This window comes from Castellaniella ginsengisoli (assembly GCF_040955415.1).
GTDB classification, from domain to species: domain Bacteria; phylum Pseudomonadota; class Gammaproteobacteria; order Burkholderiales; family Burkholderiaceae_B; genus Castellaniella; species Castellaniella ginsengisoli.
The window spans coordinates 2,324,868-2,350,605 of sequence record NZ_CP158257.1 but is presented as its reverse complement, the minus strand read 5'-3'; the positions used below and the strand labels follow the sequence as shown (position 1 = coordinate 2,350,605).

Here is a 25,738-nt window from a genome sequence, read left to right as displayed (position 1 = left end):
CGGCCCTCATGCGGCGTAGCGGCCCAGGCGCAAAGCGAATTGTTCAAGGCCATCGATGCCGCTGGCCTGGGCGCGCGCGCACCAGGCGCGCAGGTCGGCCAGCAACTGCTCGCTGCTGGCGCTGGAAGATTCCCACAGCGCCGTCAATTCCCGGCGCATCTGCACCAGGGTCGACAACGCGGGCGCCAGCGAGAGGGCGCGGTCCACCTGCGCCTGTTCGCGGGGCGCCAGTTGGGCGTCGTCGCGCACCAGCCATTTTCGGCAGCGTCGGAGCAGCAGGCGCTCGCCACGCCGATGGCGCAGCTTGAGGGCCTTCAGTTCGTGCGCCACGGCGGCCTTGACCACCCCCGAATAGCGGGCCAGAACCTCGTAGCGGTGCGCAATGATGCCCTGGAGCTGGTCCTGCCCCAGCACGTCAACGGACTCCGGCGCCCGGAGCCGCAGCCGGGGCGCAACCCTGCGCACCTTGGCCAGGCCCAGGAACTGCAGAATGCGGATATAGGCCCAGCCCAGGTCGAACTCATACCAGCGCGAGGAAAACTTCGCCGACGTGCCGTAGGCATGGTGGTTGTTGTGCAGTTCTTCTCCGCCGATCAGCAATCCCCAGGGCGCGACATTGGTGCTGTCGTCCGGGCAGGCGAAATTGCGGTAGCCCCAGGCATGGCCCAGCCCATTGACCACCCCGGCCGCCCAGAAAGGAATCCAGGCCATCTGCACCGCCCACACCGTCAGGCCCAGCACGCCGAACAGTGCCAGGTCGAGGATCAGCATCAGGCTCACGCCCAGCAGGTTGTAGCGGCCGTACAGGCGGCGTTCGATCCAGTCGTCGGGCGTGCCGTGACCATAACGCGCCAGGGTTTCGGCGTTGCGGGCCTCGTCGCGGTAGAGCTCCGCCCCGCGGAAAAAGACCTGGGCCAGGCCGAACACGGCGGGCGAATGGGGATCGCCTTCCCGTTCGCATTTGGCGTGATGCTTGCGATGAATGGCGACCCACTCGCGAGTCACCATGCCGGTAGTCAGCCACAGCCAGAAGCGGAAGAAATGCGCCACGGCAGGGTGCAGATCCACGCCACGGTGCGCCTGGCTGCGATGCAGGTACAGGGTCACCGCCGCGATGGTCACGTGGGTGAGCGCCAGCGTCACGCCGACCAGCGCCCAAGGGCCCAGATCCAGCACGCCGCCCTGAAGAAAGGAAAGCCAGGTGTTCATTGTGTCCGGGCCGCGCCCGCATGGTACTGAAAGGTGTTTTCAGTGTAGCCCACGCGGTTTCCCATGTCAGGAGGCAGGCGCCTGCGCGGCTTGTCCGGTTGCCGCCTGAACGGCTTTGGCGCGCTGCATCACGGCGGCAAAGAAACCGTCGGTGCCGTGCAGGTCGGGCCTCAGCCGCAAAAAAGGGCCATCCAGGGTCACCTCGATCCCCCGGTCGGCCAGCACCGCCCCCGCATCCAGCAGGCTGAACTCGGGGTGCGCCTCCAGGAAGGCCTGTACCTGCAGTTCGTTTTCTTCCGGCAGGATGCTGCAACTGGCATACACCAGCCGCCCGCCCGGCATCACGCAGGCCGCCGCATCGCGCAAGATCGCCGCCTGGGTTTCGCACAACTGGACCAGCGATTCCGGATGCTGGCGCCATTTCAGATCCGGATTGCGGCGCAGCGTGCCCAGGCCGCTGCACGGCGCATCCACCAGAACGCGATGGGCCTTGCCCCGCAGCCGCTTGACGCGCTGGTCGTTGCTTGGCGCAATGGCGACCGGCACGATGTTGGACAAACCGCTGCGGGCGAATCGCGGTTTGGCGCGCGCCAGGCGGGCCGCCGACACGTCGAAGGCATACAGGCGGCCGGTGGAGCGCATCAACGCCCCCAGCAGCAAGGTCTTGCCCCCCGCCCCAGCGCAATAATCAATGACCATCTCGCCGCGCCGAGGCGCCACCAGCGCCGCCAGCAACTGGCTGCCTTCATCCTGAACTTCGATCTCACCGCGTTCGAAAGCCCCCCAGCGATTGATGGGCGGACGCCCCTGGATCCGGATGCCCCAGGGGGAATACGGCGTCGCCTGCGCCGCCCAACGGGCCTCGGGGCCGGACGCCCAGGCGGCCAGCAGCGCATCGCGTTCCATTTTGAGCGGATTGATCCGCAGGTCCAGCGGAGCCGGCGCATTCAGCGCCCGCAGCAGGGACTCCGCATCCGGCAGGGCCGCCAGGCGCTCGTCCAGCCAATCCGGCACGCTGTGACGCACCGCCCGGGACAGGCCGTCGGTGGACAAGGACAAGACGTGATCCAGCCAGGCCCGCTCCTGCTCGTCCAGGCCGGTGTCCAGGGTCTCGCGCGGCCAGACGGACGTCAGGCCCAATACCGCGAGGCGGCGCGTGCCCGATCCCGCGCCGATTTCCGCAAACTGGCGGTAGCGTCTCAGATGGCGCAGCACATCGAACACCGCCTCGGCGATTTCCCCCCGGTCGCGCAGCCCGGCGTTGGTGTGGGCGCGAAACCAGTGCGACAGCACGGCATCGGCCGGATACTTCCATTGCAGGACTTCGCCCAGCACTTGCCGCACCTGCTCGATGCGCGCAGCCGCCATGACGTAGGGCCGCGCCGGCGGGTCGTTTCGCGCGGCCTGCGGGCGCCCCCCCGCACCCGCGCGGCGACCGCCCTCGGCCGCCGCGCGGTTGCGGGCTCGGCTGCGGTCTTTGTCCCGCGTGTCATTCCTGCTCATGGTGATCCTTTTGGAAAAGTACCGGGCCGGCCCAGGCGCGGTGGGAGACTTGCGCGACCTCGACGCGGCCGTCCGCCAGCAGCCGCACGCGGCCCTGCGCCAACCAGCGCAGCACCTGGGCGTAGATTTGATGTTCGACCGGCAGCAGCCGGGCCGCCAGGGTATCGGGCGTATCGTCGGCCAGGACGGGAATGGCGCCCTGGGCGATGATCGGCCCGTGGTCCAGAACCGGCGTGACGAAATGAACGGTGCAGCCGTGCCATTGCACGCCTTGGGCCAGCGCTTGCGCGTGGGTATGCAGGCCGGGAAAGGCGGGCAGCAGCGACGGATGGATATTGACGATGCGGCCGTCGAAATGGCGGACCAGGTCGGCGCCCAGCACCCGCATGAAGCCGGCCAGCAGAATGTAATCGGGCGCCAGGGCATCCAGCCGCTCGCGCAAGGCGGCGTCAAAGGCCTCGCGGCTGTCGAAGCCGCGGTGGGGCAGGACTTCGGCAGGCAGGCCGCGTGCCCGCGCCCAGTCCAGCCCCGCCGCGTCGGCGCGATTGGACAGCACGCTGCAGAGGTCGACAGGCAGTTTTTCGGCCGCGATGGTCTCGGCCAGCACCTGCATGTTCGAGCCGCGGCCCGAAATCAGGATGGCCACCCGGATCGGCCGGTCGGGGGAATGCGGCATGCGCAGGGTCTCCAGCAGGAAAAGCACGAGGATTGCTCAGCAATGATTCTGAGCACAAACGTAAAATTGTAAACTCTCGCCTGTGAATACCGAACTCCGCCTCTACCGCCACCTGCCCCGGCATGATTCGACGGCGCCCAGCGCCGTGACCATCGGCAATTTCGATGGGGTGCACCGGGGCCACCAGGCCATCCTCGCCCAGGTCCGGGACGCGGCAGCCGCGCTTGGGCTCGTCCCCACCGTGATGACCTTCACGCCCCATCCGCGCGCCTTTTTCGCACGCCGGGGCCAGCGCCCGGAACTGATCCCCACGCAGATCAGCAGCCTGCGGGACAAGGTCGCCCTGCTGGCCGAACACGGCATGCGCCAGATCGCGGTCCAGCGTTTCGACCAACACCTGGCCGACATGGGCGCCGAGGACTTCATCCGCCACTTGCTGGTGCGGGGCCTGAACACCCGCTGGCTGCTGGTCGGCGAGGATTTCCGCTATGGCCACAAGCGCAGCGGCGACATCGACCTGCTGCGCCGCATGGGCCACGCGCACGGCTTCGAAGTCCGGACGCTGGCCGACGTCGCCGATCACCAGGGCCAGCGGATTTCCAGCTCCGCGCTGCGCACCGCGCTGGCGGTGGGCAACCTGGCGCGCAGCAGCGAACTGCTGGGCGCCCCCTACCGCATCAGCGGCCACGTCATCCACGGCCGCAAACTGGGTCGCGACCTGGGTTTCCCGACCCTGAACCTGCGTGTGCCCGAGCCCTGCGCGGCCCGCTCCGGCATCTACGTGGTGCGAGTGCACGGCCTGGACGCGCAACCGCTGCCGGGCGTGGCCAGCCTGGGCGTGCGGCCCACCGTCACCCGAGACGGCACGCTGTTGCTGGAGACGCACATCCTGGATCGGCAGGTGGATGCCTACGGTAAACTGGTGTGCGTCGAATTCCTCGAGTTTCTGCGCGACGAGGAATACTTTCCCGACCTGACCACCCTGACCGCCGCCATCCGCCAGGATGCGCAAGGCGCTCGTGACTATTTTGCCTCCCATGGACTATAGAAACACCCTCAACCTGCCCGACTCACCCTTCCCCATGCGGGGCGACCTGCCCAAGCGCGAGCCGGGCTGGATTCAGGAATGGGAGGAAAAAGGTCTGTACAAGAGGCTGCGCGACGCCCGCCAGGGCGCGCCCCTGTTCATCCTGCACGATGGCCCGCCCTACGCCAACGGCAAGATCCACATCGGCCATGCGGTCAACAAGATCCTCAAGGACATGATCGTCAAAAGCCGCCAGCTCGAAGGGTTCGATGCGGTCTACGTGCCGGGCTGGGATTGCCACGGCCTGCCGATCGAGAACGCCATTGAAAAGCAGCACGGCCGCAACCTGCCGCGCGCCGAGATGCAGGCCAGGAGCCGCGCTTTCGCCACCGAGCAGATCGCGCAGCAGATGGTGGACTTCAAGCGCCTGGGCGTGCTGGGCGACTGGGACCATCCCTACAAGACCATGAACCACGCCAACGAGGCGCTGGAACTGCGCGCCCTGAAGAAGGTCATGGAGCGCGGCTTCGTCTACCGCGGCCTCAAGCCCGTGTACTGGTGCTTCGACTGCGCCTCGTCGCTGGCCGAATTCGAAATCGAGTACGCCGACAAGAAAAGCCAGACGCTGGACGTGATGTTCCCGGCCGCCGACCCCGGCAGGCTGGCTGCCGCCTTCGGCCTGGACGCGCTCGACAAGGAAGCCTTCATCGTCATCTGGACGACCACGGCCTGGACCATTCCCGCCAATCAGGCGCTCAACGTCAACCCGGAACTCGAATACAGCCTGGTCGATACCGGACGCGGCTTGCTCATCGTCGCCTCGGCGCTGGTCGAAAAGTGCCTCGACCGCTGGAAACTGCCCGGACGGGTCGTCGCCACGGCCCAGGGCAAAAAACTCGAACACATGCCCTTCAGGCACCCGTTGGCGCATGTGGACAAAGGCTACGACCGTCTCTCGCCCGTGTACCTGGCCGATTACGCCACCGCCGAGGACGGCACGGGGATCGTGCACTCGTCGCCCGCCTATGGCATGGACGACTTCAGCTCCTGCACCTCCAACGGCATGGCGTACGAGGACATCCTCAATCCCGTGCAGGGCCACGGCGTGTACGCGGACGATCTGCCCTTGTTCGGCGGCCAGCACATCTGGAAGGCCGTGCCCGCCATTCTCGATGCCTTGAAGGCTGCGGACCGCCTGGTGGACACCACCACCATCACTCACAGCTATCCCCATTGCTGGCGCCACAAGACGCCGGTGATCTACCGCGCCGCCGCCCAATGGTTCATCCGCATGGACGAAGGCGAAGGCGTGTTCACCGACCCGGCCCAGAAGCCCGGGAAGACGCTGCGCCAGATCGCGCTCGAAGCCATCGAGCAGACGCGCTTCTACCCCGAAAACGGCAAAGTCCGCCTGCGCGACATGATCGCGGGACGGCCCGACTGGTGCATTTCTCGCCAGCGCAGTTGGGGCGTGCCGATCCCGTTCTTCCTGCACGTGGATACGGGCGAACTGCACCCGCGCACGATGGAGATCATCGACCAGGCGGCCGACATGATCGAACAAGGGGGCGTGGAAGCCTGGAGCCGCGTCACGGCCGAGGATATCCTGGGCGCCGAGGACGCCCGGCGCTACACCAAGAGCACCGACATCCTGGAGGTCTGGTTCGACTCGGGATCCACCTTCTGGCACGTGATGCGCGGTTCGCATCCGGCCATGCACCACGACAGTGGCCCGGAGGCCGACCTCTACCTTGAGGGCCACGACCAACACCGCGGCTGGTTCCACAGCTCGCTGCTGCTGGCCTCCGCCATCTTCGGCCGCGCGCCCTACCGCGGGCTGCTCACCCACGGTTTCACCGTGGACGGCCAGGGCAAGAAGATGAGCAAGTCGCTGGGCAACACCGTCGCGCCGCAGGATGTGAGCAGCAAGATGGGCGCCGAGATCATCCGCCTGTGGGTGGCCTCGACCGACTATTCGGGCGACCTGGGCATCGACGACAAGATCCTGGCCCGCGTGGTGGACAGCTACCGCCGCATCCGCAACACCCTGCGCTTCCTGCTGGCCAACACCAGTGATTTCGATGCGGCGGCGGACGTCGTGGCCTACGAGGATCTGCTGGAGATCGACCGCTACGCCCTGGCGCGGGCGGCCCAGTTGCAAAAGGAAATCCTCGGCCATTACCAGGTCTATGAATTCCATCCCGTGGTCGCCAAGCTGCAGTTGTTCTGCTCCGAGGACCTGGGCGGCTTCTACCTCGACGTACTGAAAGACCGCCTCTACACCACGGCGCCCAAAAGCCTGGCGCGCCGCAGCGCCCAGACCGCGCTGCACCAGATCACGCACGCGTTGCTGCGCTGGATGGCCCCGTTCCTGTCGTTCACGGCCGAGGAAGCCTGGAAGATCATCGGCAATGGCGACAGCATCTTCCTCGAAACGTTCAGCAGCCTGCCCGAGGGCGACGAAGCGCTGCGGGCCAAATGGGCCCGCATCCGAGAAATCCGCGATCAGGTCAACAAGGACATCGAGACCGTGCGCACCGAAGGCAAGGTCGGCGCCTCCCTGCAGGCCGAAGTCACCGTCGCCGCCCAGGCGGAAGACCTGGCCCTGCTGCACTCGCTGGAGGATGACCTGAAGTTCGTTTTCATCACCTCGGCGGCCCAGGCCGTGGCAGGCGACGGCGCGCTGCAAATCACCGTACAGGCCACGCAGCACCCGAAATGCGGGCGCTGCTGGCACCACCGCGCCGACGTCGGCCGCGACCCGGCCCATCCGGAACTATGCGGCCGCTGCGTAGACAATCTACATGGCGATGGCGAGACCCGTGCCCATGCCTGACCCGGGCGCCGGGCCGGCCGGATCGTCCCTGCCACGCGCGGTGCGCCTGCGGGTGCTGGCAGGCTGGCTGGGCTGGGCTCTGGTCCTGATCCTGCTGGATCAAGCCACCAAGGTCTGGGTCATGGGCGCGCTGGGCTACGGCCAGCGCGTGCCCGTGCTGCCGGTCTTCGACCTCACGCTGCTGTACAACACCGGTGCGGCCTTCAGCTTCCTGGCCGATGGCGGCGGCGCCCAGCGCTGGGTGTTCACCGGCATCGCGGGGGTCGCCGCCCTCCTGATCCTGCGCTGGCTGTATACCCATGCCGCCGAACGCCTGCTGTGCGCGGCCCTGGCGTGCATCCTGGGCGGCGCTCTGGGCAATGCCCTCGATCGTCTGCTGCATGGCCACGTCGTGGATTTTCTGTTGTTCTACTGGCGCGGCTGGTATTTCCCCGCTTTCAATCTGGCCGACGTGGCCATCACGTGCGGGGCCGCGCTGCTGATTCTGGACGAAATCCTGCGCGCGCGCCGCGCGCGCTCTTCCTGAGGAGGCTCCCATGGATCTGTCGGGCAAACACATCATCCTGGGGCTGACAGGCGGCATCGCCTGCTATAAGTCGGCCGAGTTGCTGCGCCGCATGCAGGACGAAGGCGCCACGGTCGACGTGGTGATGACCGAGGCCGCCACCCGCTTCATCACGCCGGCCACGATGCAGGCCCTGTCCGGCCGCCCCGTCTGGGTGGACGCCTGGGATGCGCGCATGGACAACCGCATGGCGCACATCAATCTGACGCGCGGCGCCGACGCGGTCCTGGTGGCGCCGGCCAGCACCGATTTCCTGGCCCGCGCCGCCCTCGGCCTGGCCGACGATCTGTTGACCACGCTGTGCGTGGCGCGCGGCGCCGTGCCGCTGCTGGCCGCGCCAGCCATGAATCACGAAATGTGGACCCACCCGGCCACGCAACGCCACGCGGCCCAACTGCGCGCCGACGGCGTGACGCTGATCGGCCCCGATGCCGGCCCCCAAGCCTGCGGCGAAACCGGCTCGGGCCGCATGATGGAGCCCGACCGCATCCTGCGCGCCCTGATCGCCTTCTTCCAGCCCAAGACGCTGGCGGGCCGCCGCGTGCTGCTCACCGCCGGCCCCACCAGCGAAGTCATCGACCCCGTGCGCGTACTGACGAACCGCTCTTCCGGCCGCATGGGCTATGCCCTGGCCCGCGCCGCCGCGGAAGCCGGGGCCGACGTCACCCTGGTGTCCGGCCCCGTGGCGCTGCCCTGCCCGGACGGCGTCGAACGCATCGCCGTGCGCAACGCCGCCGACATGCGCGCCGCCGTGATGGCGCGGGCCGGCCAGGCCGACCTTTTCATCGCCGTGGCGGCTGTGGCCGATTGGGGCATCGCGAATCCTTCAAGCACCAAGCTCAAGAAACAGCCGGACGGCCAGCCGCCGCACCTGGACTTCGTCCAGAATCCCGATATCCTGGCCGAAGTGGCCGCCCTGCCCGGCGGCCCCTGGTGCGTGGGCTTCGCGGCCGAAACAGACCATCTCGCCGAACATGCCCAGGCCAAGCGCGCACGCAAAGGCATTCCCGCCATCGTCGGCAACCTGGCCCAGGACGCCATGGACGCCGAGGACACCGAGCTGGTGATCTTTGACGATACCGGGCACCACCCCCTGGCCCGGCAATCCAAGTTGCAGGCCGCGCGCCAACTGGTCGGCTGGATCGCCGCACGCCTTCCCCGCTGAAACACGCGGTGCGATCCGCCTTGAATCCGCACGGCGGGGCGCAGCCCGCCAGCGCCGCAACTCGACTTTGACCCCACGGAAACCGCTCACCATGCAACGACGTCTCATCCAGGCCCGCATCGTCAACCCCCTGCTGGGCAGCGAGGCCATTCCCCTGCCCGACTACGCGACCGGCGGCTCCGCCGCCCTGGACTTGCGTGCCTGCCTGGAAACCCCCCAGACCTTGGCGCCGGGGGCACGCGTGCCGGTGCCCACCGGCCTTGCGCTGAACATGATGGATCCCGGCCTGGTGGCCATCGTGGCCTCGCGTTCCGGCCTGTCGCTGAAGCACGGCATCCGCGTCGCCCAGGGTATCGGTGTGATCGACGCCGACTACCACGGAGAAATCAAAGTCCTGCTGACCAACGACAGCGAGACGCCGTACGACATTCAGCCAGGCGAGCGCATCGCGCAGTTGCTGTTCCAGCCCGTCGTGCAGATCGGCCTGCACATGGTCGATACCTTCGACACGACCACCGAACGTGGCGAAGGCGGCTTCGGCAGCACCGGCAGGCACTGATCTCTCGCCAGTCCGTCGCGCAGCGCCGGCGCCGCCGGTCGAATATCCGGCATCCTTTTCCATGGATCGCGGATCAATCGCCTGAATCAGGGTTTATACCAATCCCGGAACGGAAAGGGCCCGTTTTCTTTTTCATGCTTTCACAGAAGCAAAAAAGCCTCGGCCCAGCCGCTCCGCTGCCTGGCTTTTTCCCTTCAAACCCGGATGGATATATATCCATATATATCAACAACTTACAAAATTCACCCCACATCCTGGAGCGAGGGACCATTCAGGGTTTATCCTAGTTTCTGCAAAAAATATTATTAATATATTATGTTCCCAGTCCAAAATGACTGAATAAACCTCGAATTCCATGGATTCCATCTAGGCGATATCCCTGGTTGCACTCACGGAATTCAGATAGTTATACTTCGCCCGTCATTCAGGTTGCTCCTTTTCTTGGCCGAAAAGGTTTCACCTGCCTGGCAAGGTTAACCAAACTCCTCGCAGGGTCTTGCCGGCTTCTTCAGCGGCACGGCCCCAGAGGCCTCAAGCCCTCTTCCGCCGAGACAAGGGAATCCCCCAGGAAGAAGGCCGATTGCATCGCACACGCCACACGACCCATCACGCGATTGGATCCGTCACAAAGGAGAATCCAGACATGAGCAGGCTGACCAAACTTTCCACTCTCACCGCAGCGATCCTGTTGGCGACGGGCGCCGGCACGGCAATCGCCGCCGATCCGATCAAGATCGGCGTGCAGGCGCCCATCACCGGCGAATACGCCGCTGAAGGCCAAGGCATCGAAAATGGCGTCCGGCTGCTGGTCAAGCAGCAGAACGCGGCGGGCGGCCTGCTGGGCCGCCAGATCGAGGTGATCGTGTGCGACGACGAAGGCAAGGCCTCGCAGGCCGCCATCTGCGGCCGCAAGCTGGTCAACGACGGTGTGATCGCGGTGATCGGCACCTACACCAGCGGCGCCGCCCTGGCCGCCGCCCCGATCTATGCCGCCGCCAACGTCATCCAGACCTCCGACGGCACCAGCGACGAACTCACCCAGCGCGGCTGGAAGACCTTCTTCCGCAACGCGCCGCCCAACAGCGACGAGGCCGAATTCGTCGCCAACTACTTCGTCAAGGTCAAGAAATACCAGCGCATCGCGGTGTTGAGCGACCACTCCAGCTACGCAACCGGCCTGGCCAAGGCCACGGTGGACGCCATCAAGAAGGAAGGCGGCAACATCGTCGGCGAAGACTTCATCAACGCCGGCACGCAGGACTACAGCGCCGTGCTGACGAAACTGAAGTCCAAGAACCCCGACGTGCTGTTCTTCTCGGGCTACTACACCGATGGCGGCCTGATCCGCGCCCAGATGAAGCAGTTGGGCATGGATACCGTGTTCGTGGGCGGCGACGCCAACCAGAACGAGAACTTCGCCAAGATCGCCGGCGATGCCGCCGCGGGCGCCGTGATCGTCAACGTGCCGGCTCCGGAAAACCTGCCTTATCCGGCCGCCAAGAAGTTCCTGGCCGACTACACCAAGGAATTCGGCGCTCCCCCGCCCAGCATCTACACCCTGACCAACGCCGATGGCTTGCGGGCCGTCATGGCCGCCATCCAGGACACCCAATCCACGGATACCGCCAAGCTCATTCCCTGGCTGCACAACCTGAAGCAACCCTTCGGCGGCCTCACCGGCCCGTTTACCTGGGATGAAAAGGGCGAACGCATCGGCAGCCTGATGTCGGCCTTCGAGGTTCAGGCCAACGGCAGCTACAAGACCATCTACCCGCGCCAGCTCGACCCTCGTCAATAAGCCACGCCGGTATCCGGGGGGCGAATCGCCATGCGATCCCTCTCCCGGAGCGCCGGGAATGCTTTGCCTTTCAGCACTGAAGGCACGCCCTGAGCGTCCCGGCGCGACGCCCGCCATATGCCCGACCACCGCTGCGGGTCACGGCATCCAAGAACCACCACGGAAACCGATCGATGGACTTTATCCTCCAGCAATTCATCAACGGGGTCACGGTCGGCGGCATCTATGCCCTGATTGCCCTGGGCTACACGATGGTCTACGGGGTGCTCAAGCTGATCAACTTCGCCCATGGCGACCTCTGCATCCTGGGCGCCTTCATCGGCCTGACCACCCTGACCTCCGGCGCCTTCGGCGGCCTGTCCACGCCGGTCTTGCTGATCCTGGCATTCCTGATCACCATGATCGTGATCGCCGTGGCCGGAACCCTGCTCGACCAGTTCGCCTACAAACCCCTGCGCAAGGCGCCGCGCCTGTCGGCCGTGGTGTCGGCCCTGGGCGCCTCGATGCTGATCCAGAACGGCATCATGCTGGTCTGGGGCCCCAACGTCCAGGTCTTCCCCAACAACCTCCTGCCCAACATCACCTGGCAGATCGGCGGCGCCTATCTCAGTTTCGTCCAGTTGCTGATCATCGTCGGCGCCTTCGTGCTGATGGCGGCCCTGTATTTCTTCGTGCACCACACCCGCGTGGGCACCGCCATCCGCGCCACCGCCATCGATCAGGACGCCGCGCGCCTGATGGGGGTCAACGTCAACCGCGTGATCGCCATGGTCTTCATCATCGGGCCGGTCCTGGGCGCGGTGGGCGGCCTGTTCATCGGCCTGTACTACCGCCAGACCTATTTCACCATGGGCTGGTCCTACGGCCTGAGCGCCTTCATCGCGGCCATCATCGGCGGCATCGGCAATATTCCCGGCGCCATGCTGGGCGGCCTGGTGCTGGGTCTGTTCAATGCCTTCGCCGCCGGCTACATCTCCAGTTCCTGGCAGGACGCCATCACCTTCGCCCTGCTGATCGCCATCCTGCTGGTACGTCCCACGGGCCTGCTGGGCGAACGCGTCGCGGAAAAGGTGTAACCCATGGACAAACACATGAATCAAGCCACTCCGGCCGCCCAGGCCGGCCGGACCCGCGCCCTGCGCCTGGCCGGGATCGCACTCTGGCTCCTGGGCCTGCTGATCCCGCAGTTGCTGTCGCCCGCCTGGATCACCATCGGCGGCATCTTCGCCATCTATTCGATCGTTGCCCTGTCGCAAGACATCGTACTGGGCCGCGCCGGGATGTACGACATGGGCCATGCGGTCTACTTCGGCATCGGCGCCTACGTCAGCGCGATCCTGTCGCTGTCCTTCAACTGGCCCATCCTCTGGACCATCCCGGTGGCGATCGTGCTGGCGGCCGCGCTGGGCGCCATCCTGTCGGCGCCCATCGTCAAGCTGCGCGGCGACTATCTGCTGGTGGTCACCATCGGCTTCAACGCCATCTTCGTGCTGGCCATGCAGAACAATCTGTTCGGCCTGACCGGAGGCGCCGACGGGCTGTTCGGCATCAGCGGCCCCTCGCTCTTCGGCCACATGTTCGGCACGCAAAGCGATCTGTTCTATCTGAACTGGGTCGTACTGGCGGTGGTCCTGTGGCTGATGAACAATCTGGACCGCTCCTCGCTGGGGCGCACCTTCCGCTACATCAAGCACGATGAACTGGCGGCCACCACGCTGGGGGTCAACGCCCGCAACTACAAGGTCGCCGCTTTCGCGCTGTCGGCCGGGCTGGCCGGGCTGGCCGGCACCCTGTTTGCCATGCAGCTCTCCGCCGTCAGCCCGGGGTCGTTCCGCTTCACCGATTCGGTGGTGCTGTTCGCCATCGTGCTGGTCGGCGGCCAGGCCTCCGTGCCCGGCGTGCTGCTGGGTACCGCCATGATGTTCGTGGTGCCGCAGATCTTCACTGAATTCGCCCAATACCGCTATCTGGCCTTCGGCGTGGCGATGATCCTCGTCATGATCCTGCGTCCGCAAGGCATCTGGCCGGCTCGCAAGGGGGTCATATGAACACCGCAGTTTCCCAGCAACCCGACGCCGGCGTCCTGCTCGAACTCGACGGCATCGGCATCAGCTTCGGCGGCCTGCGCGCCGTCGACGATCTCAGCTTCAAGATCCGGCGCGGCGAAATCGTCGGCCTGATCGGCCCCAACGGCGCCGGCAAGACCACGGTGTTCAACATGATCACCGGGGTCTACCGGCCCACCGACGGCCGCATCCGCTGGCACGGCCGCGACATCACGGGCCTCGCGCCGCACCGCATTGCCGAGGCCGGGATCCGCCGTACGTTCCAGACCATCCGCCTGTTCCAGGACATGACGGTGCTGGAAAACGTCATCGCCGGCCAGCACCTGAAGATGCGCCAGTCCTGGTGGCAGGGCCTGTTGAACACGCCCGCCCAGCGCCGCGAAGAGCGCGAACTGGTCGAGCATGCCATGGAAGTGCTGCAAAAACTCGACCTGGCCGACGTCGCCCACGAGATCGCCACCTCCCTGCCCTATGGCGCCCAGCGCCGCGTCGAGATGGCGCGCACGCTGGTGGCCAAACCCGAGCTCATCATCCTGGACGAACCGGCCGCCGGCCTGAACGAACAGGAATCGGCCGGCCTGAACGACACCATCCGCGCCATCCGCGACGCAGGCATCACCGTGATCCTGGTGGAGCACGACATGAGCGTGGTGATGAACGTCACCGACAACATCGTCGTGATCAATTTCGGCAAGAAGATCGCCGAAGGCAAACCCGCCGAAATCCGCAGCAATCCGCTCGTCATCGAGGCCTACCTGGGCCAGGATGACGAAGAGGAAGACGACCCGCTGCTGAACGCCGTACATGACCAGGTGAACGCATGACCGCTCCACTGCTCCAGATCGAAGACCTGCACGTCAGCTATGGCCACATCCAGGCCCTCAAGGGCATTTCCCTGAGCGTCCGGGAAAAGGAAGTCGTGGCCATCCTGGGCGCCAACGGAGCCGGCAAGACGACGCTGATGCGCACTCTCAGCGGGCTGCTCACGCCCAAGTCGGGCAAGATCACCTTTGCCGGGCACGACACCACCCGCATGGGCGCCGACCGCATTGTGCGCCTGGGCATCGGCCAATCCCCCGAGGGCCGGCGCGTGTTCGGCACGCTTTCGGTGGCCGAGAACTTGCGCATGGGCGGCTTCACGCGCCCCATCGCCGAAATCGATGCCAGTTGCGAGCACGTCTACAAGATATTCCCGCGCCTGTACGAGCGCCGTGCGCAACTGGCCGGCACACTGTCAGGCGGCGAGCAGCAGATGCTGGCCATCGGCCGCGCCCTGGTGACCAAGCCGCGCCTGCTGCTGCTGGACGAACCCAGCCTGGGCCTGGCCCCGATCATCGTGCGCAACATCTTCCAAGTGCTGCGCGACGTGCGCGAAACCGGCGTCACCATTCTGATCGTGGAACAGAACGCCCGCATGGCGCTGAAGCTGGCCGACCGGGGCTACGTGCTGGAAGTCGGCAAACTGTCGCACGAAGGTTCCTCGCGCGAACTGCTGTCCTCGCCGGAAATCCAGGCGGCGTACCTGGGGCACTGAGCCGCCCGCTCTCGAATACCGCTTCACAGGTCGGCCCTTTTCAGGGCCGTTCTTCCCGGCCCTGCCGGACTGCGCGCCTGCCCAGGCGGCCGGGCCGGTGTTCGGGTTAAGCTATCGGACTTGTCCCGCACAAGCCTCTCCGTCCAACCACACAGGAAAATCCCATGACCCAAGCCTCCGCCCGCCACATTCTGGTCGATACCGAGGAGCAGTGCCTGAAGCTGAAGGCCGACATCGAAAGCGGTACCGATTTCGCCGCCGTCGCGCGCGAACACTCCAGTTGCCCGTCCAGCCGCGATGGCGGCAACCTGGGCACGTTCGGCCGCGGCCAGATGGTGCGCGAATTCGACGAGGTCGTCTTCAGCGCGCCGGTGGGTGTGGTCCAAGGGCCGGTCCGCACTCAGTTCGGCTACCATCTGGTGGAAGTCACGGATCGCCAGGACTAGACCGGCATCCATGGAAAAAGGGCTTCGATCAGAAGCCCTTTTTCTTTTCTGCCGCTTGTGGCGGCGTCTGCTCTATCTCGCGGCTTGCATGCCGCCGGAATCATCCGACCATCATCAGGCTGGCGTTACCGCCTGCGGCTGCGGTGTTGACGCACACCGAGACCTCGCGGACCAGCATTTCCAGGGGATAAGACTTGCCGGCGGCCAGTTCGTCGACACGGCGGGCCAGGATCGGCACGATCGGGCCCGGGCGGGCGGCCACAGCGCGGGCCAGCGCATACAGGCCATCGCTGTCGCCTTCATAGAGCACGGCCTGGAAGTCGGCCCCGGCGGCGGCATCCGCCGCGACCCAGCGCGCGGCCGCGGATGCCGGGCGCGCGGCGTGGAAAGCCCGGACCTCGGGATGGTCCACCCACAGTATTTCATTGCCCGTACGCTGGCAGGCGTCCAGTTGCGCCTGCGCGCCGGCGGCGCTGGCCGCGTGGCAAAGCACCGTGCCGCGCGGTTTCAGGTGGTACTGGTTGGTTTCTCCGGTGGGGCCGGGCAGCGTCAACGGGCGCGCACCCTTGCCCACCACGCCTTCAACCGGCAAGCCTCCCGGCGCATCCATCAGCAGGCGCTGCAGGTACAGGGGGCCGCCCGCTTTGGGGCCTGTGCCCGACAACCCCTCGCCGCCGAAAGGCTGCACGCCCACGGTCGCACCGACGATATTGCGATTGACGTAGATATTGCCCACGTGGATGCGTTCGGTGACATGACGCACCGTCTCGTCCAGGCGGGTATGAACGCCGAAAGTCAGGCCATAGCCCCGGCCGTTGATGGCGTCGATCACCGCATCGAGGTCCTGGCGCCGATAGCGCAACACGTGCAGGACGGGACCGAACACTTCGCGCTCCAGTTCGGCGAGGTCGGAGATCTCGATCAGCGTCGGCGCGACGAAGGTGCCATGGCGCGTCAGTTCCTCGTCCATCGGGTGCCGGTCGACGGGATGCCCCGCATCCCGCATGGCCTTGACGTGGCGTTCGATCACGGCCTGGGCCTCGGCATCGATCACCGGACCGATATCGGTGGACAAGAGCTCGGGACGCCCCACCCGCAATTCATTCATGGCGCCGCGCAGCATCGACAGCGTGCGGTCGGCGCAGTCTTCCTGAACGCACAGCACGCGCAACGCGGAGCAGCGCTGGCCCGCCGAATCGAAGGCCGAACTGAGCACATCGTAGACGACCTGCTCGGTCAGCGCCGAGGAATCCACGATCAGGGCGTTCTGCCCGCCGGTTTCCGCGATCAGCGGAACCGGATGGCCGGCACCGTCCAGACGGTCGGCCAGGGCGGCGGCGATCAGCCGCGCAACCTCGGTCGAACCGGTGAACATGACGCCACGCACCGCCGGGCTGGCGACCAGTGCGGCGCCCACGGTCTCGCCCCGGCCCGGCAACAGTTGCACCGCATCGGCCGGCACGCCGGCCCGGTGCAGCACGGAAACGCCATAGGCGGCGATCAGCGAGGTCTGCTCGGCCGGTTTGGCCAGCACGACATTGCCCGACGCCAGTGCCGCGGCGACCTGCCCGGTGAAGATGGCCAGGGGAAAATTCCAGGGACTGATGCACAGCACCGGCCCCAGCGGACGATGGCTGTCGTTGGAAAAGGATTCCTCGATGCGCACTGCGTAGTAGCGCAGGAAGTCCACGGCCTCGCGGACTTCGGCGATGGCGTTGGGAAAGGACTTGCCCGCCTCGCGCACGATCAGGCCGATGGCCAACTGCATTTCGTCTTCCATCAACTGCGCGGCATGCCGCAGGCACTGCGCCCGCTCGGCTGCAGGCGTGGCCTGCCAGATCGGCGCGGCGTATTCGGCCCGTCCCAGGGCGGCCTGGACGTCGGCCTCATCGGCCTCGACCACCTGGCCGACCACGTCACGGCGATCCGCCGGATTGCACACGGGCCGGGCCCGTTCGTCGCGCCATTCGCCCGGCGGCGCCGCGCGCCAAGTCTGGGTCGCCCCGTTCAACAGCGCAGCGGCCAGCGAGCCCAGCCGGTGTTCATTGCTGAGATCCAGGCCTGCCGAATTGGCGCGGTCTTCGTGGCCCCGGTACAAATCGCGCGGCAAGGGAATGCGGTCGTGCGGCGCCCCCAAGGGTTGGACGGCGCGGGCCTTGCGGACCGGATCGGCCACCAGGGCGTCGATGGGCAGGTCGCGGTCGCCGATCTGGTTCACGAAAGAGGTATTTGCGCCGTTCTCGAGCAACCGGCGCACCAGGTAGGCCAGCAGGGTTTCATGCGTGCCCACGGGAGCATAGACCCGGCAAGGCCGGTTGAGGCGGCCCTTGGCGACCGGGCCGACGACTTCTTCGTAGAGAGGCTCGCCCATGCCGTGCAGGCACTGGAATTCATATTGCCCGGGGTAGTAGTTCTCGCCCGCCATGTAGTAGATGGAGGCCAGCGTCTGGGCGTTGTGCGTGGCAAATTGGGGAAAGACGGCTTCGGGGGCGGACAGCAGCTTGCGCGCGCAGGCCAGATAGGAAACATCCGTGTGGATCTTGCGCGTGTAGACCGGGTAGCCTTCCAGGCCGTCGACCTGTGCGCGCTTGATCTCGGAATCCCAGTATGCTCCCTTGACCAGGCGAACCATCAGGCGATGCTTGCTGCGGCGGGCCAGGTCGATCACGAAATCGATCACGAAAGGCGCGCGCTTCTGATAGGCCTGAATGACGAAGCCGATGCCGTTCCAGCCTCGCAGGCGCTCGTCGAAGCACAAGGCCTCCAGCAGATCCAGGGACAGCTCCAGGCGATCGGCTTCTTCGGCGTCGATGTTCAGGCCGATGTCGTAGCGGCGCGCCAGCGCGGCAAGCGCGGCCATGCGCGGCAGCAGTTCGTCCATGACCCGGTCGCGCTGGGCGCGGGAATAGCGCGGGTGCAGGGCGGAAAGCTTGATGGAAATACCCGGGCCTTCATAGATGCCGCGCCCCTGGGACGCCTTGCCGATGGCGTGGATGGCCTGCTCGTAGGATTGGTAGTAGCGCTCGGCGTCCTCCGCCGTGGTGGCGGCCTCGCCCAGCATATCGTAAGAGTAGCGGAAGCCGATATCCTCGAATTTGCGGCTGTTGGCCAACGCGGAGGAAATCGTCTGGCCGGTGACGAATTGCTCGCCCATCAGGCGCATGGCCATATTGACGCCGCGCCTGATGAGCGGCTCGCCGCCCTTGCCGATCAGGCGCGTCAAGGCTTGAGACAGATTCTGCTCGCTGTTGACGCTGACGAGCTTGCCGGTGACCAGCAGGCCCCAGGTAGCGGCATTGACGAAAAGCGAGCGGGATTCACCCACATGCGCCCGCCAGTCGCCGCGGCTGATCTTGTCGCGGATCAGGGCATCGCGCGTGGCTTGATCGGGAATCCGCAACAGCGCCTCGGCCAGGCACATCAGGGCGACGCCTTCCTGGCTGGACAGCGAGAACTCCTGGATCAAGCCCTCCACCCCACCCCCCTTGCGCTTGTCGCGCAGGGTCTGGACCAGCCGCCGGGCCAAGGTTTCGACCTGCTCGGGCTGCTGCGACTCGGCCTGATCCACCAGCATGGCGACGCATTCCGGCTCCGGGCGCCGATAGGCCGCCGTGATGGCGGCGCGCAGCACGGACTGCGGCAGGACTTCCTGGGCGAATTCATGGAAGGGCGCCAGCGGCTCGGTATCGGCCGGCGCATCGGCGGCGGATTCGGTCTCGGAGCGCCGGTCGAGCTCAGCGGGCAACTGGCCGCGTTCGATGGCCTCGATGTAACTCAGCAGCGCCTGTTTGTGCAGCCAGTGCGGCGTGCAGCCCAGAGAATCCGCCAAGGCCCGCAAGCGCTCGCGCAGCGCTTCATCGACCTTCACACCCAAGGTTACCGTTGCCATGTTCGAGGTTTTCCACGTTGGTATCGCCAGCCGGAGGAGCCGACCTTGCATCAGGCGCCATACTAAAAGGTTGCACCTGAATTCGCCATTATGGTTAACCCGAAAAAGGTCAGGTGCAACCCGATTCTGCCACGCGGGGTTGCCCTTGTAAACCGTCCGGGGCGCTTGCAATGATCGCCGCCAGATGATCCAGCGCCAGGCGCTGGGCATCCACCAGCGCGGCCACGCCTTCGGCGGCGGGCAGCCGTACCGAGGCCCGGCACAGGCGAGTCCGGTCCGCTCCCGGCAGGCGATCCGTCCAATCCGCATCCAAGGCGACGAAGCGTCCCCACACCATGTCGAAACGCTCAATCCGCACTTCGATGCGGCGCACGGGCCGCTCTCCGGCATCCGTCAGGCGCCGCAGATCCGCCATGCCCAGCCGGCGGGCGACTCCGGAGGCCAACGCATCGCGGATCTGCCCGCCCAGGGGCGCGGCCCAGAGCGAATCATTGAGCACCTGCACCGCCGGATCGCGTGCCGGATCATGCACCACCAACTGGGGGCGCTCGGCCTCGGCCGGAATTCTCGTCACTGACAGCAGCAGCCCGCCCGCCGCCGCCACGCGCGCCACACCAGCCACCGGTTGCTGCGCAGCGGGCGCCGCCAGACTGTAATGCCGCGTCGGGGCCGGCGCCGCACACCCGGCCAGCAAGCCGGCCAGGCCCAGCAGGGGTATCCAGATAGAAATCGTCCGTTTCATGGCACCGCTCCGTTTCATGTCAGTGCAGTTCATCGGGTGCACGGCCGCGGATCAGGGCGTCGGGGCGTACCTGCAGCGTATCGGACAACAGGCGCAAGGCGCGCGCCGCACGATCCAGTTCGCTCAAAGTCTCCCGCACGCCGTCCAGCAAGGGGGAATCGGGCGCCAGAACCGTGCTGATGCGGTCCAGCGACTCGCTCACCGAGGACAAGGCCCGGGTCGCCTGGGGCGCCACCTGGCTGTCCAGCCGACGCAACAAGCGGTTCAAGGCCTCCAGGCTGCCGCCCAGATCGCGGCCGATCGCCTCGATCGGCACCTTGTCCAGCTTGGTGACGATACTGCCGATCTGCCCCTGCAGCCGGTCGAAATCCCCCTGGACCGTGGGAACCAGGAAACCTGCGTGACTGGAGAGATCGCCGGGGATCTCCAGCTTCTTCCCGGCTTCTCCTGGGAAGAAGTCCAGGGCCACGTATTGTTGGCCGGTCAACAGGCTCGCAGTCCGCAACTGGGCCCGCAGGCCGCGCTGGATCAAGGGCTGCAGCAGGGCCTCGCCCAAAGCGCCGCCCGATGCGCTGGCCAGTTGCCGGTAGGCTTCATTGAAGCGCATCGGATACAGTTGCGCACGCACCCGGGAATAGAAGCGCCGCCGCTCGCGGTCGAACTCGAGATCGATATCGACCACCTTGCCGATCGACATGCCGCGGAAATCAACATCGGCCCCCACGCGCAGGCCACGGACCGACTGATCGAAACGCAACTCGATCGGCACCGGATCGCCGTCCGGGTCGGCCAAGGCCGCATCGCGCGTGTCGAACAGGCGATACAGGCTGCCGGCGGCGGCCGGCGTGCGGTCCGCGACGCCGTCATAGGATGTGGATTCATCCGCCTGGGCAAACGCGATGCCGCCGTTCAGGATCGCCGCCAGGCCGCTGGTGCGCACCTGGAGGCCATCCGGCGACACCGAGACATCCACGCCGCTGTCGCTCCAGAAGCGCGTGTCCGGCGTTACGTAACGGTCGTAGGGGGATTCAACGAAGATGTGCAACAGGACGGACCGGCCATCAGGCGCCATGTCGTAGCTGACGACGCGGCCGACTTCGATGCGCCGGTAATGAATGCGCGAACCGACCCGCAGCGAGCCCAGCGAATCCGCCTGCAGTTCGAAACGAGTGCCCATCTGGCCACTGAGGATCTCCGGCGGATTGTCCAGGCCTTTAAAAACGCGCACCGGGCCGCCCTCGGGCGGTGTGGTCGGCGCATCCACGGTCAGATAGACGCCCGACAACAACGTGTCCAGCCCCGAAATCCCCGCGACACTGACCTGGGGGCTGACGATCCAGAATTTGGAATTCTCCTGGGTGATGTATTCCGAACCTTCGCGACGAAGCTGCACGTCCACCAGCACATGCCGGCGGTCCTCGGCCACGCGCACGTCCAGGACATCCCCCACTACGACGTCGCGATAGCGCAGTTTGGTCTGGCCGGCCTCGACGCCGGCCGCCGACGAAAAACTGATCGTGATGACCGGGCCGCTGCGGACCCAGACCGAAACCAGCAGGGACAGCCCCACCGCCAGGGCCAGCAAGGGCACCAGCCAGACCCAGGACCAGCGCAGAGAGCGGCCAGGACGGATGACGGGCGTCTCGGCGCCCCCGGTCGGAACGGGTGCTTGACGGGAAGAGGTGTCCTCAGGACTCATGAATCTCCTTTTGCGGCTGGGCGCTGCGCAATGCATCCCAGCCTCGTCGCGGATCATAGCGCATGGCCGCCAGCATCGTGAGCGCGACCACGGCGCCGAAGTTCAGCGCGGCCGGCCCGACGCTGATCTGCGACAGCCCCGGGAAATTGGCCATGGCCGCCATCAGGACGACGACGAAGACATCCAGCATGGACCACTGCCCGATGAATTCGACGGCGATGTACAGCCGCGTGCGCTGCCGCTGGACGCGAACGCCCATGGGCTGGTCGCGCAGTAGCAGGAAAGCCAGAGCCAGCAGTTTGGTCACAGGCACCAGGACGCTGGCGACGAAGACGATGACGGCCAGATCCCAGGAGCCATAGTTCCAGAGTTCGATCACGCCGCCCAGGATGGTGTGTTCGCTGCGGCCGAATACCGTACGCACTTCCATGATCGGCAAAGTATTGGCGGGAATATAGAAAAGGGCCGCCGCCAGCAGCAAGGCCCAGACTTGCGCCGCATCGCCATGACGCTCGGGGCCCAGCCCCGCGCCGCAGCGCAGGCAACGCCCGGAAGGCTGGGGCGCCTGGACGCAACCGCACGCATCGCACACCCGGCCCTGGCCGCTGGCGCCGGATACCGGCACCAGGCCGACGTCTTCCGCTCGCCGCCAGAGCGCGCGCGCATCCCAGCGCCCCAACCCGGTCAGCAGGTAGCACAAGGCAAAAAAACCGAACAGGCCGGGTTCGATCTGCAAGCGCGCCAAACCCGCGGTCTTGACGACCGACACCAGGATGGCCAGGATCAGCACCGTCGCCATGGACCAGGGCGCCAGCCGGCCCAGCAGGCGCAGCGCATGCCCCAGGTCGGGCGGCAGGCGCCGCGCCGAAATCGTCTGCATGACCCATAGCGTCAGGCAGATCTGCAGCAGCGGGAACCAGAAACCGGCCAGCCCGGCCATGACCGACACCCCATAGTAGCCGCGATCCCAGCACAGGCGCAGCGCCTCCCAGTAGGTCAGGCTCAGGCTCTGTCCCTGGATCGACAGGCTGACGATGGGAAACCATTGGGCAATGGCGAAGACGGCCAGGCACGCCCAGGCCAGCGCCACCCACTGGTCCGGGGTCAGCCAGCCCCGCCGGTACAGGATCGTGCCGCAGCAGCGGCATTCGGCCCGACCGCGCACGCCCGGATCAAGCCGGACGTGCAGCGTGTCGCAATGCGGGCAGGCGATCAGCGCCCTCAATCCACTAGCTCGGGCTCGGGTCGGGAAGGCTCCGGCACGGCCCCCGCATTCTCGTCGCCGTCCGGGAAGTTCAGCACGACCTGATCGCCGGCAAGCAGATCAACTTCGACCCGCCCGCCATGCACCAGGCGGCCGAACAGCAGCTCATCGGCCAGCGCCCTGCGGATGGTGTCCTGGATCAGGCGCTGCATGGGCCGCGCGCCCATGGCCGGATCGAAGCCGGCGCGCGCCAGGTAGTCGCGCAGCGCCTGGGTGAAGACCACATCGACGCGCTTGTCGTGGAGCTGGTCTTCCAACTGCATGAGGAACTTGTCGACGACCTGGAGGATGACTTCGCGCGGCAGCGGCGAAAAACCGATGATCGCATCCAGCCGGTTGCGGAATTCGGGCGTGAACTGGCGCTTGATCTCGGCCATCTCGTCACCCGAGCGCTGCGGTGCGGCAAAACCGATCGCATTGCGGTTCAGCGTGTCGGCGCCCGCATTGGTGGTCATCACAAGAATCACGTTGCGGAAATCGGCCTTGCGTCCGTTATTGTCCGTCAGCGTGCCGTGGTCCATGACCTGCAGCAGGATGTTGTAGACGTCCGGATGCGCTTTCTCGATCTCGTCGAGCAGCAGCACGCAATGCGGCTGCTTGGTGACGGCTTCGGTCAGCAGGCCGCCCTGATCGAAACCGACATAGCCCGGCGGCGCACCGATCAGGCGCGACACCGTGTGGCGTTCCATGTACTCGGACATATCGAAGCGCAACAGCTCGATCCCCAGGACAAAGGCCAACTGGCGGGCGACCTCGGTCTTGCCCACGCCCGTCGGCCCGGAAAACAGGAAGCAGCCGATCGGTTTGTCGGGGCGGCCCAGCCCCGAGCGCGCCATCTTGATCGAGGCGGCCAGCGCGGAAATCGCCTGGTCCTGACCGAACACCACGGCCTTCAGGTCGCGCTCCAGGGTGGCGAGCTTGTTGCGGTCATCCGTGGAGACGTTCTGCGGCGGAATGCGGGCAATGCGCGCGACGGTGGACTGGATCTCGGCCCGGCCGATGAGCTTCTTCTGGCGCGACTTGGGCAGCAGGCGCTGGGCGGCGCCGGCCTCGTCGATCACGTCGATGGCCTTGTCGGGCAGGAAGCGGTCGCTGATGTGGCGCGCGGCCAGCTCCGCCGCCGCCGTGATTGCCGCCCCCGAATAGCGCACCTGGTGGTGAGCCTCGAAGCGCGCCTTGAGGCCGCGCAGGATCTGGATGGTCTGCGCCACCGAAGGCTCGGGAATATCGATCTTCTGGAAGCGCCTCGCCAGGGCGTGATCTTTCTCGAAGACCCCCCGATATTCGGTGTAGGTGGTTGCCCCGATGCACTTCAGGTAGCCCGAAGACAGCGCGGGCTTGAGCAGGTTGGAGGCATCCAGCGTGCCGCCCGACGCGGAGCCCGCGCCGATCAGCGTGTGGATCTCGTCGATGAACAGCACCGCGTGGCGGTTGTCTTTCAGGGCCTTGAGCACCAGCTTCAGGCGCTGCTCGAAATCGCCCCGGTACTTGGTGCCGGCCAGCAACGCGCCCATGTCCAACGCGTACACCTGGGTTTCATGCAGGACCTCGGGCACGTCGCCCTGGGTGATGCGCCAGGCCAGGCCTTCAGCGATGGCCGTCTTGCCGACGCCGGCTTCGCCCACCAGCAGGGGGTTGTTCTTGCGCCGGCGGCACAGCACCTGGATGACCCGCTCGACTTCATCCTCGCGGCCGATCAGCGGATCGATGCGGCCCTTGAGCGCCTCGGCGTTGAGGTCGGTCGCGTAGGTTTCCAGAGGGGATTTCTGCTGCTCCGCCTTGGGATCGGCCGCTGGCGGCTCCAGGCGCGGATTGTCCGCCACGGGCGGCTCTTCGGAAACCTTGGTGATGCCGTGGGACAAATAATTGACCACGTCCAGCCGGGACACGCCCTGCTGCACCAGAAAATACACCGCATGTGAATCTTTTTCGCCATACATGGCGACCAGCACGTTGGCGCCAGTCACTGCGTTCTTGCTGGATCCGTTGGAGGACACGTGCATGATGGCGCGCTGGATAACGCGCTGGAAACCCAGCGTGGGCTGAGTATCGACATCGCCCTCGCCGGGAAAGACCGGCGTGTTCTCGACGATGAATTTGCGCAAATCCTGGCGCAGCAGCTCGATGTCCGCCGCGCACGCGCGCAGGACTTCGACGGCCGAGGCATTGTCCAGCAAGGACAGCAGCAGGTGCTCCACGGTGATGAATTCGTGTCGGGCGGCGCGGGCCTCGACGAACGCCATGTGCAGGCTGACTTCGAGCTCTTCGGAAATCACGCTTCCTCCATTGCATATCGGAGCGGATCAAGCAATCCGTTATGCCTATTCTATGACTAAAACCGTCCGCCGTTTGGCGCCCGGGGACTCGGGATCGTCCCTAGGGGCCCTGCGGGCGCGGAATCGGGTAGAGTGCTGGCTGACGCGTCAGAAAAATGGCACGGGTTCCATCAGGCATTGCAGCGGATGCTGGTCGGCGTGAGCCAGATGCAACACGGCATCGACCCGGGTGGCCGCCACGTCGCGCGTATAGATGCCGCAAATGCCACGGCCTTCGTGATGGACCTGCAGCATGATGCGCTCGGCCTCCTCGATGCTCTTGTGAAAGATCTGCTGCAGCACGAGCACCACGAAATCCATCGGCGTGTAGTCATCATTCAGCAGCACGACCTGATACATCGGCGGCGGCGCAAGACGCACCGGTACGGCCTCGCGCACCACCTGCTGCTGATTTCGAATCTCGGTCGACATGCTAATCAGAACC

20 protein-coding genes are annotated in these 25,738 nt (G+C 66.2%); 11 read left to right on the top strand and 9 right to left on the bottom strand.

The annotated features are described in order from the left end of the window. Positions 1-6 precede the first annotated feature (6 nt). The 3 genes from ABRZ00_RS11130 to purN all read right to left on the bottom strand — a co-directional run bounded on the left by ABRZ00_RS11130 (position 7) and on the right by purN (position 3,388). On the bottom strand, positions 7-1,209 hold the full coding sequence (locus ABRZ00_RS11130; protein WP_368641992.1) for an acyl-CoA desaturase: 1,203 nt from the start codon (positions 1,207-1,209) through the stop codon (positions 7-9). A gap of 66 nt (positions 1,210-1,275) precedes the next feature. Further along, positions 1,276-2,712 (bottom strand): RsmB/NOP family class I SAM-dependent RNA methyltransferase, encoded by a 1,437-nt coding sequence (locus tag ABRZ00_RS11125; protein ID WP_368641993.1) that lies wholly within the window; start codon positions 2,710-2,712, stop codon positions 1,276-1,278. Next, the gene (gene purN / locus ABRZ00_RS11120; RefSeq protein WP_368642851.1) at positions 2,699-3,388 is read right to left on the bottom strand and encodes a phosphoribosylglycinamide formyltransferase; all 690 of its coding nucleotides are present in this window, start codon (positions 3,386-3,388) and stop codon (positions 2,699-2,701) included. Before purN ends, ABRZ00_RS11125 begins: the two co-directional genes overlap by 14 nt. An 82-nt stretch (positions 3,389-3,470) precedes the next feature. Between purN and ABRZ00_RS11115 the strand changes: the two genes are divergently transcribed. The 11 genes from ABRZ00_RS11115 to ABRZ00_RS11065 all read left to right on the top strand — a co-directional run bounded on the left by ABRZ00_RS11115 (position 3,471) and on the right by ABRZ00_RS11065 (position 15,384). Next, positions 3,471-4,436, top strand: a complete 966-nt coding sequence (locus ABRZ00_RS11115) for a bifunctional riboflavin kinase/FAD synthetase (protein ID WP_368641994.1) — start codon at positions 3,471-3,473, stop codon at positions 4,434-4,436. Continuing rightward, complete coding sequence (gene ileS / locus ABRZ00_RS11110) at positions 4,426-7,251, top strand: isoleucine--tRNA ligase (RefSeq protein WP_368642852.1); 2,826 nt, start codon at positions 4,426-4,428, stop codon at positions 7,249-7,251. The genes ABRZ00_RS11115 and ileS overlap by 11 nt, the downstream gene beginning before the upstream one ends. Next, positions 7,244-7,777: a signal peptidase II gene (lspA, locus tag ABRZ00_RS11105; protein ID WP_368642853.1), complete on the top strand. Its 534-nt coding sequence runs from the start codon at positions 7,244-7,246 to the stop codon at positions 7,775-7,777. The genes ileS and lspA overlap by 8 nt, the downstream gene beginning before the upstream one ends. Positions 7,778-7,787: 10 nt before the next feature. Further along, positions 7,788-8,981: a bifunctional phosphopantothenoylcysteine decarboxylase/phosphopantothenate--cysteine ligase CoaBC gene (coaBC, locus tag ABRZ00_RS11100; protein WP_368641995.1), complete on the top strand. Its 1,194-nt coding sequence runs from the start codon at positions 7,788-7,790 to the stop codon at positions 8,979-8,981. Positions 8,982-9,072: 91 nt separating this feature from the next. Then, positions 9,073-9,540, top strand: coding sequence for a dUTP diphosphatase (dut, locus tag ABRZ00_RS11095; protein ID WP_343839261.1), 468 nt, complete (start codon positions 9,073-9,075; stop codon positions 9,538-9,540). Between the two features lie 643 nt (positions 9,541-10,183). Beyond that, the gene (locus ABRZ00_RS11090; RefSeq protein WP_343839259.1) at positions 10,184-11,338 is read left to right on the top strand and encodes a branched-chain amino acid ABC transporter substrate-binding protein; all 1,155 of its coding nucleotides are present in this window, start codon (positions 10,184-10,186) and stop codon (positions 11,336-11,338) included. Between the two features lie 173 nt (positions 11,339-11,511). Then, positions 11,512-12,414: a branched-chain amino acid ABC transporter permease gene (locus ABRZ00_RS11085; protein WP_343839257.1), complete on the top strand. Its 903-nt coding sequence runs from the start codon at positions 11,512-11,514 to the stop codon at positions 12,412-12,414. 15 nt (positions 12,415-12,429) lie between these two features. Further along, the gene (locus tag ABRZ00_RS11080) at positions 12,430-13,386 is read left to right on the top strand and encodes a branched-chain amino acid ABC transporter permease (protein WP_343839255.1); all 957 of its coding nucleotides are present in this window, start codon (positions 12,430-12,432) and stop codon (positions 13,384-13,386) included. Beyond that, positions 13,383-14,228 carry an ABC transporter ATP-binding protein gene (locus tag ABRZ00_RS11075; protein ID WP_343839253.1) on the top strand — a complete coding sequence of 282 codons (846 nt, stop codon included), beginning with the start codon at positions 13,383-13,385 and terminating at the stop codon, positions 14,226-14,228. The genes ABRZ00_RS11080 and ABRZ00_RS11075 overlap by 4 nt, the downstream gene beginning before the upstream one ends. An 8-nt stretch (positions 14,229-14,236) precedes the next feature. Continuing rightward, positions 14,237-14,938 carry an ABC transporter ATP-binding protein gene (locus tag ABRZ00_RS11070; protein ID WP_343839526.1) on the top strand — a complete coding sequence of 234 codons (702 nt, stop codon included), beginning with the start codon at positions 14,237-14,239 and terminating at the stop codon, positions 14,936-14,938. Positions 14,939-15,102: 164 nt separating this feature from the next. Then, positions 15,103-15,384 carry a peptidylprolyl isomerase gene (locus ABRZ00_RS11065; RefSeq protein ID WP_343839250.1) on the top strand — a complete coding sequence of 94 codons (282 nt, stop codon included), beginning with the start codon at positions 15,103-15,105 and terminating at the stop codon, positions 15,382-15,384. A 100-nt stretch (positions 15,385-15,484) separates the two neighbouring features. Here the strand turns inward: ABRZ00_RS11065 and putA are convergent, their stop codons facing one another. The 6 genes from putA to clpS form a co-directional block, all read right to left on the bottom strand. Further along, a complete protein-coding gene (putA, locus tag ABRZ00_RS11060) occupies positions 15,485-19,273 on the bottom strand; it encodes a trifunctional transcriptional regulator/proline dehydrogenase/L-glutamate gamma-semialdehyde dehydrogenase (protein ID WP_368641997.1) in 3,789 nt (1,262 codons plus the stop codon). Between the two features lie 109 nt (positions 19,274-19,382). Then, positions 19,383-20,015 (bottom strand): PqiC family protein, encoded by a 633-nt coding sequence (locus ABRZ00_RS11055; RefSeq protein WP_343839243.1) that lies wholly within the window; start codon positions 20,013-20,015, stop codon positions 19,383-19,385. 19 nt (positions 20,016-20,034) lie between these two features. Further along, positions 20,035-21,714: an intermembrane transport protein PqiB gene (locus tag ABRZ00_RS11050; protein WP_368641998.1), complete on the bottom strand. Its 1,680-nt coding sequence runs from the start codon at positions 21,712-21,714 to the stop codon at positions 20,035-20,037. After that, positions 21,704-22,939: a paraquat-inducible protein A gene (locus tag ABRZ00_RS11045; protein ID WP_368641999.1), complete on the bottom strand. Its 1,236-nt coding sequence runs from the start codon at positions 22,937-22,939 to the stop codon at positions 21,704-21,706. Before ABRZ00_RS11045 ends, ABRZ00_RS11050 begins: the two co-directional genes overlap by 11 nt. Beyond that, positions 22,936-25,254 carry an ATP-dependent Clp protease ATP-binding subunit ClpA gene (gene clpA, locus ABRZ00_RS11040; RefSeq protein WP_343839238.1) on the bottom strand — a complete coding sequence of 773 codons (2,319 nt, stop codon included), beginning with the start codon at positions 25,252-25,254 and terminating at the stop codon, positions 22,936-22,938. The genes ABRZ00_RS11045 and clpA overlap by 4 nt, the downstream gene beginning before the upstream one ends. A 147-nt stretch (positions 25,255-25,401) precedes the next feature. Continuing rightward, positions 25,402-25,725, bottom strand: coding sequence for an ATP-dependent Clp protease adapter ClpS (clpS, locus tag ABRZ00_RS11035; RefSeq protein WP_343839236.1), 324 nt, complete (start codon positions 25,723-25,725; stop codon positions 25,402-25,404). Between the last annotated feature and the right edge of the window lie 13 nt (positions 25,726-25,738).

What these genes read in the sequence shown, in the direction of transcription:
- ABRZ00_RS11125 (WP_368641993.1), bottom strand. Translation starts at nt 2,712, where the DNA reads ATGAGCAGGAATGACACGCGGGACAAAGACCGCAGCCGAGCCCGCAAC.
- ABRZ00_RS11065 (WP_343839250.1), top strand. Translation starts at nt 15,103, where the DNA reads ATGACCCAAGCCTCCGCCCGCCACATTCTGGTCGATACCGAGGAGCAG.
- coaBC (WP_368641995.1), top strand. Translation starts at nt 7,788, where the DNA reads ATGGATCTGTCGGGCAAACACATCATCCTGGGGCTGACAGGCGGCATC.
- lspA (WP_368642853.1), top strand. Translation starts at nt 7,244, where the DNA reads ATGCCTGACCCGGGCGCCGGGCCGGCCGGATCGTCCCTGCCACGCGCG.
- putA (WP_368641997.1), bottom strand. Translation starts at nt 19,273, where the DNA reads ATGGCAACGGTAACCTTGGGTGTGAAGGTCGATGAAGCGCTGCGCGAG.
- ABRZ00_RS11080 (WP_343839255.1), top strand. Translation starts at nt 12,430, where the DNA reads ATGAATCAAGCCACTCCGGCCGCCCAGGCCGGCCGGACCCGCGCCCTG.
- ABRZ00_RS11090 (WP_343839259.1), top strand. Translation starts at nt 10,184, where the DNA reads ATGAGCAGGCTGACCAAACTTTCCACTCTCACCGCAGCGATCCTGTTG.
- ABRZ00_RS11085 (WP_343839257.1), top strand. Translation starts at nt 11,512, where the DNA reads ATGGACTTTATCCTCCAGCAATTCATCAACGGGGTCACGGTCGGCGGC.
- clpS (WP_343839236.1), bottom strand. Translation starts at nt 25,725, where the DNA reads ATGTCGACCGAGATTCGAAATCAGCAGCAGGTGGTGCGCGAGGCCGTA.
- ABRZ00_RS11050 (WP_368641998.1), bottom strand. Translation starts at nt 21,714, where the DNA reads ATGAGTCCTGAGGACACCTCTTCCCGTCAAGCACCCGTTCCGACCGGG.
- ABRZ00_RS11075 (WP_343839253.1), top strand. Translation starts at nt 13,383, where the DNA reads ATGAACACCGCAGTTTCCCAGCAACCCGACGCCGGCGTCCTGCTCGAA.
- dut (WP_343839261.1), top strand. Translation starts at nt 9,073, where the DNA reads ATGCAACGACGTCTCATCCAGGCCCGCATCGTCAACCCCCTGCTGGGC.
- ABRZ00_RS11055 (WP_343839243.1), bottom strand. Translation starts at nt 20,015, where the DNA reads ATGAAACGGACGATTTCTATCTGGATACCCCTGCTGGGCCTGGCCGGC.
- ileS (WP_368642852.1), top strand. Translation starts at nt 4,426, where the DNA reads ATGGACTATAGAAACACCCTCAACCTGCCCGACTCACCCTTCCCCATG.
- ABRZ00_RS11130 (WP_368641992.1), bottom strand. Translation starts at nt 1,209, where the DNA reads ATGAACACCTGGCTTTCCTTTCTTCAGGGCGGCGTGCTGGATCTGGGC.
- purN (WP_368642851.1), bottom strand. Translation starts at nt 3,388, where the DNA reads ATGCCGCATTCCCCCGACCGGCCGATCCGGGTGGCCATCCTGATTTCG.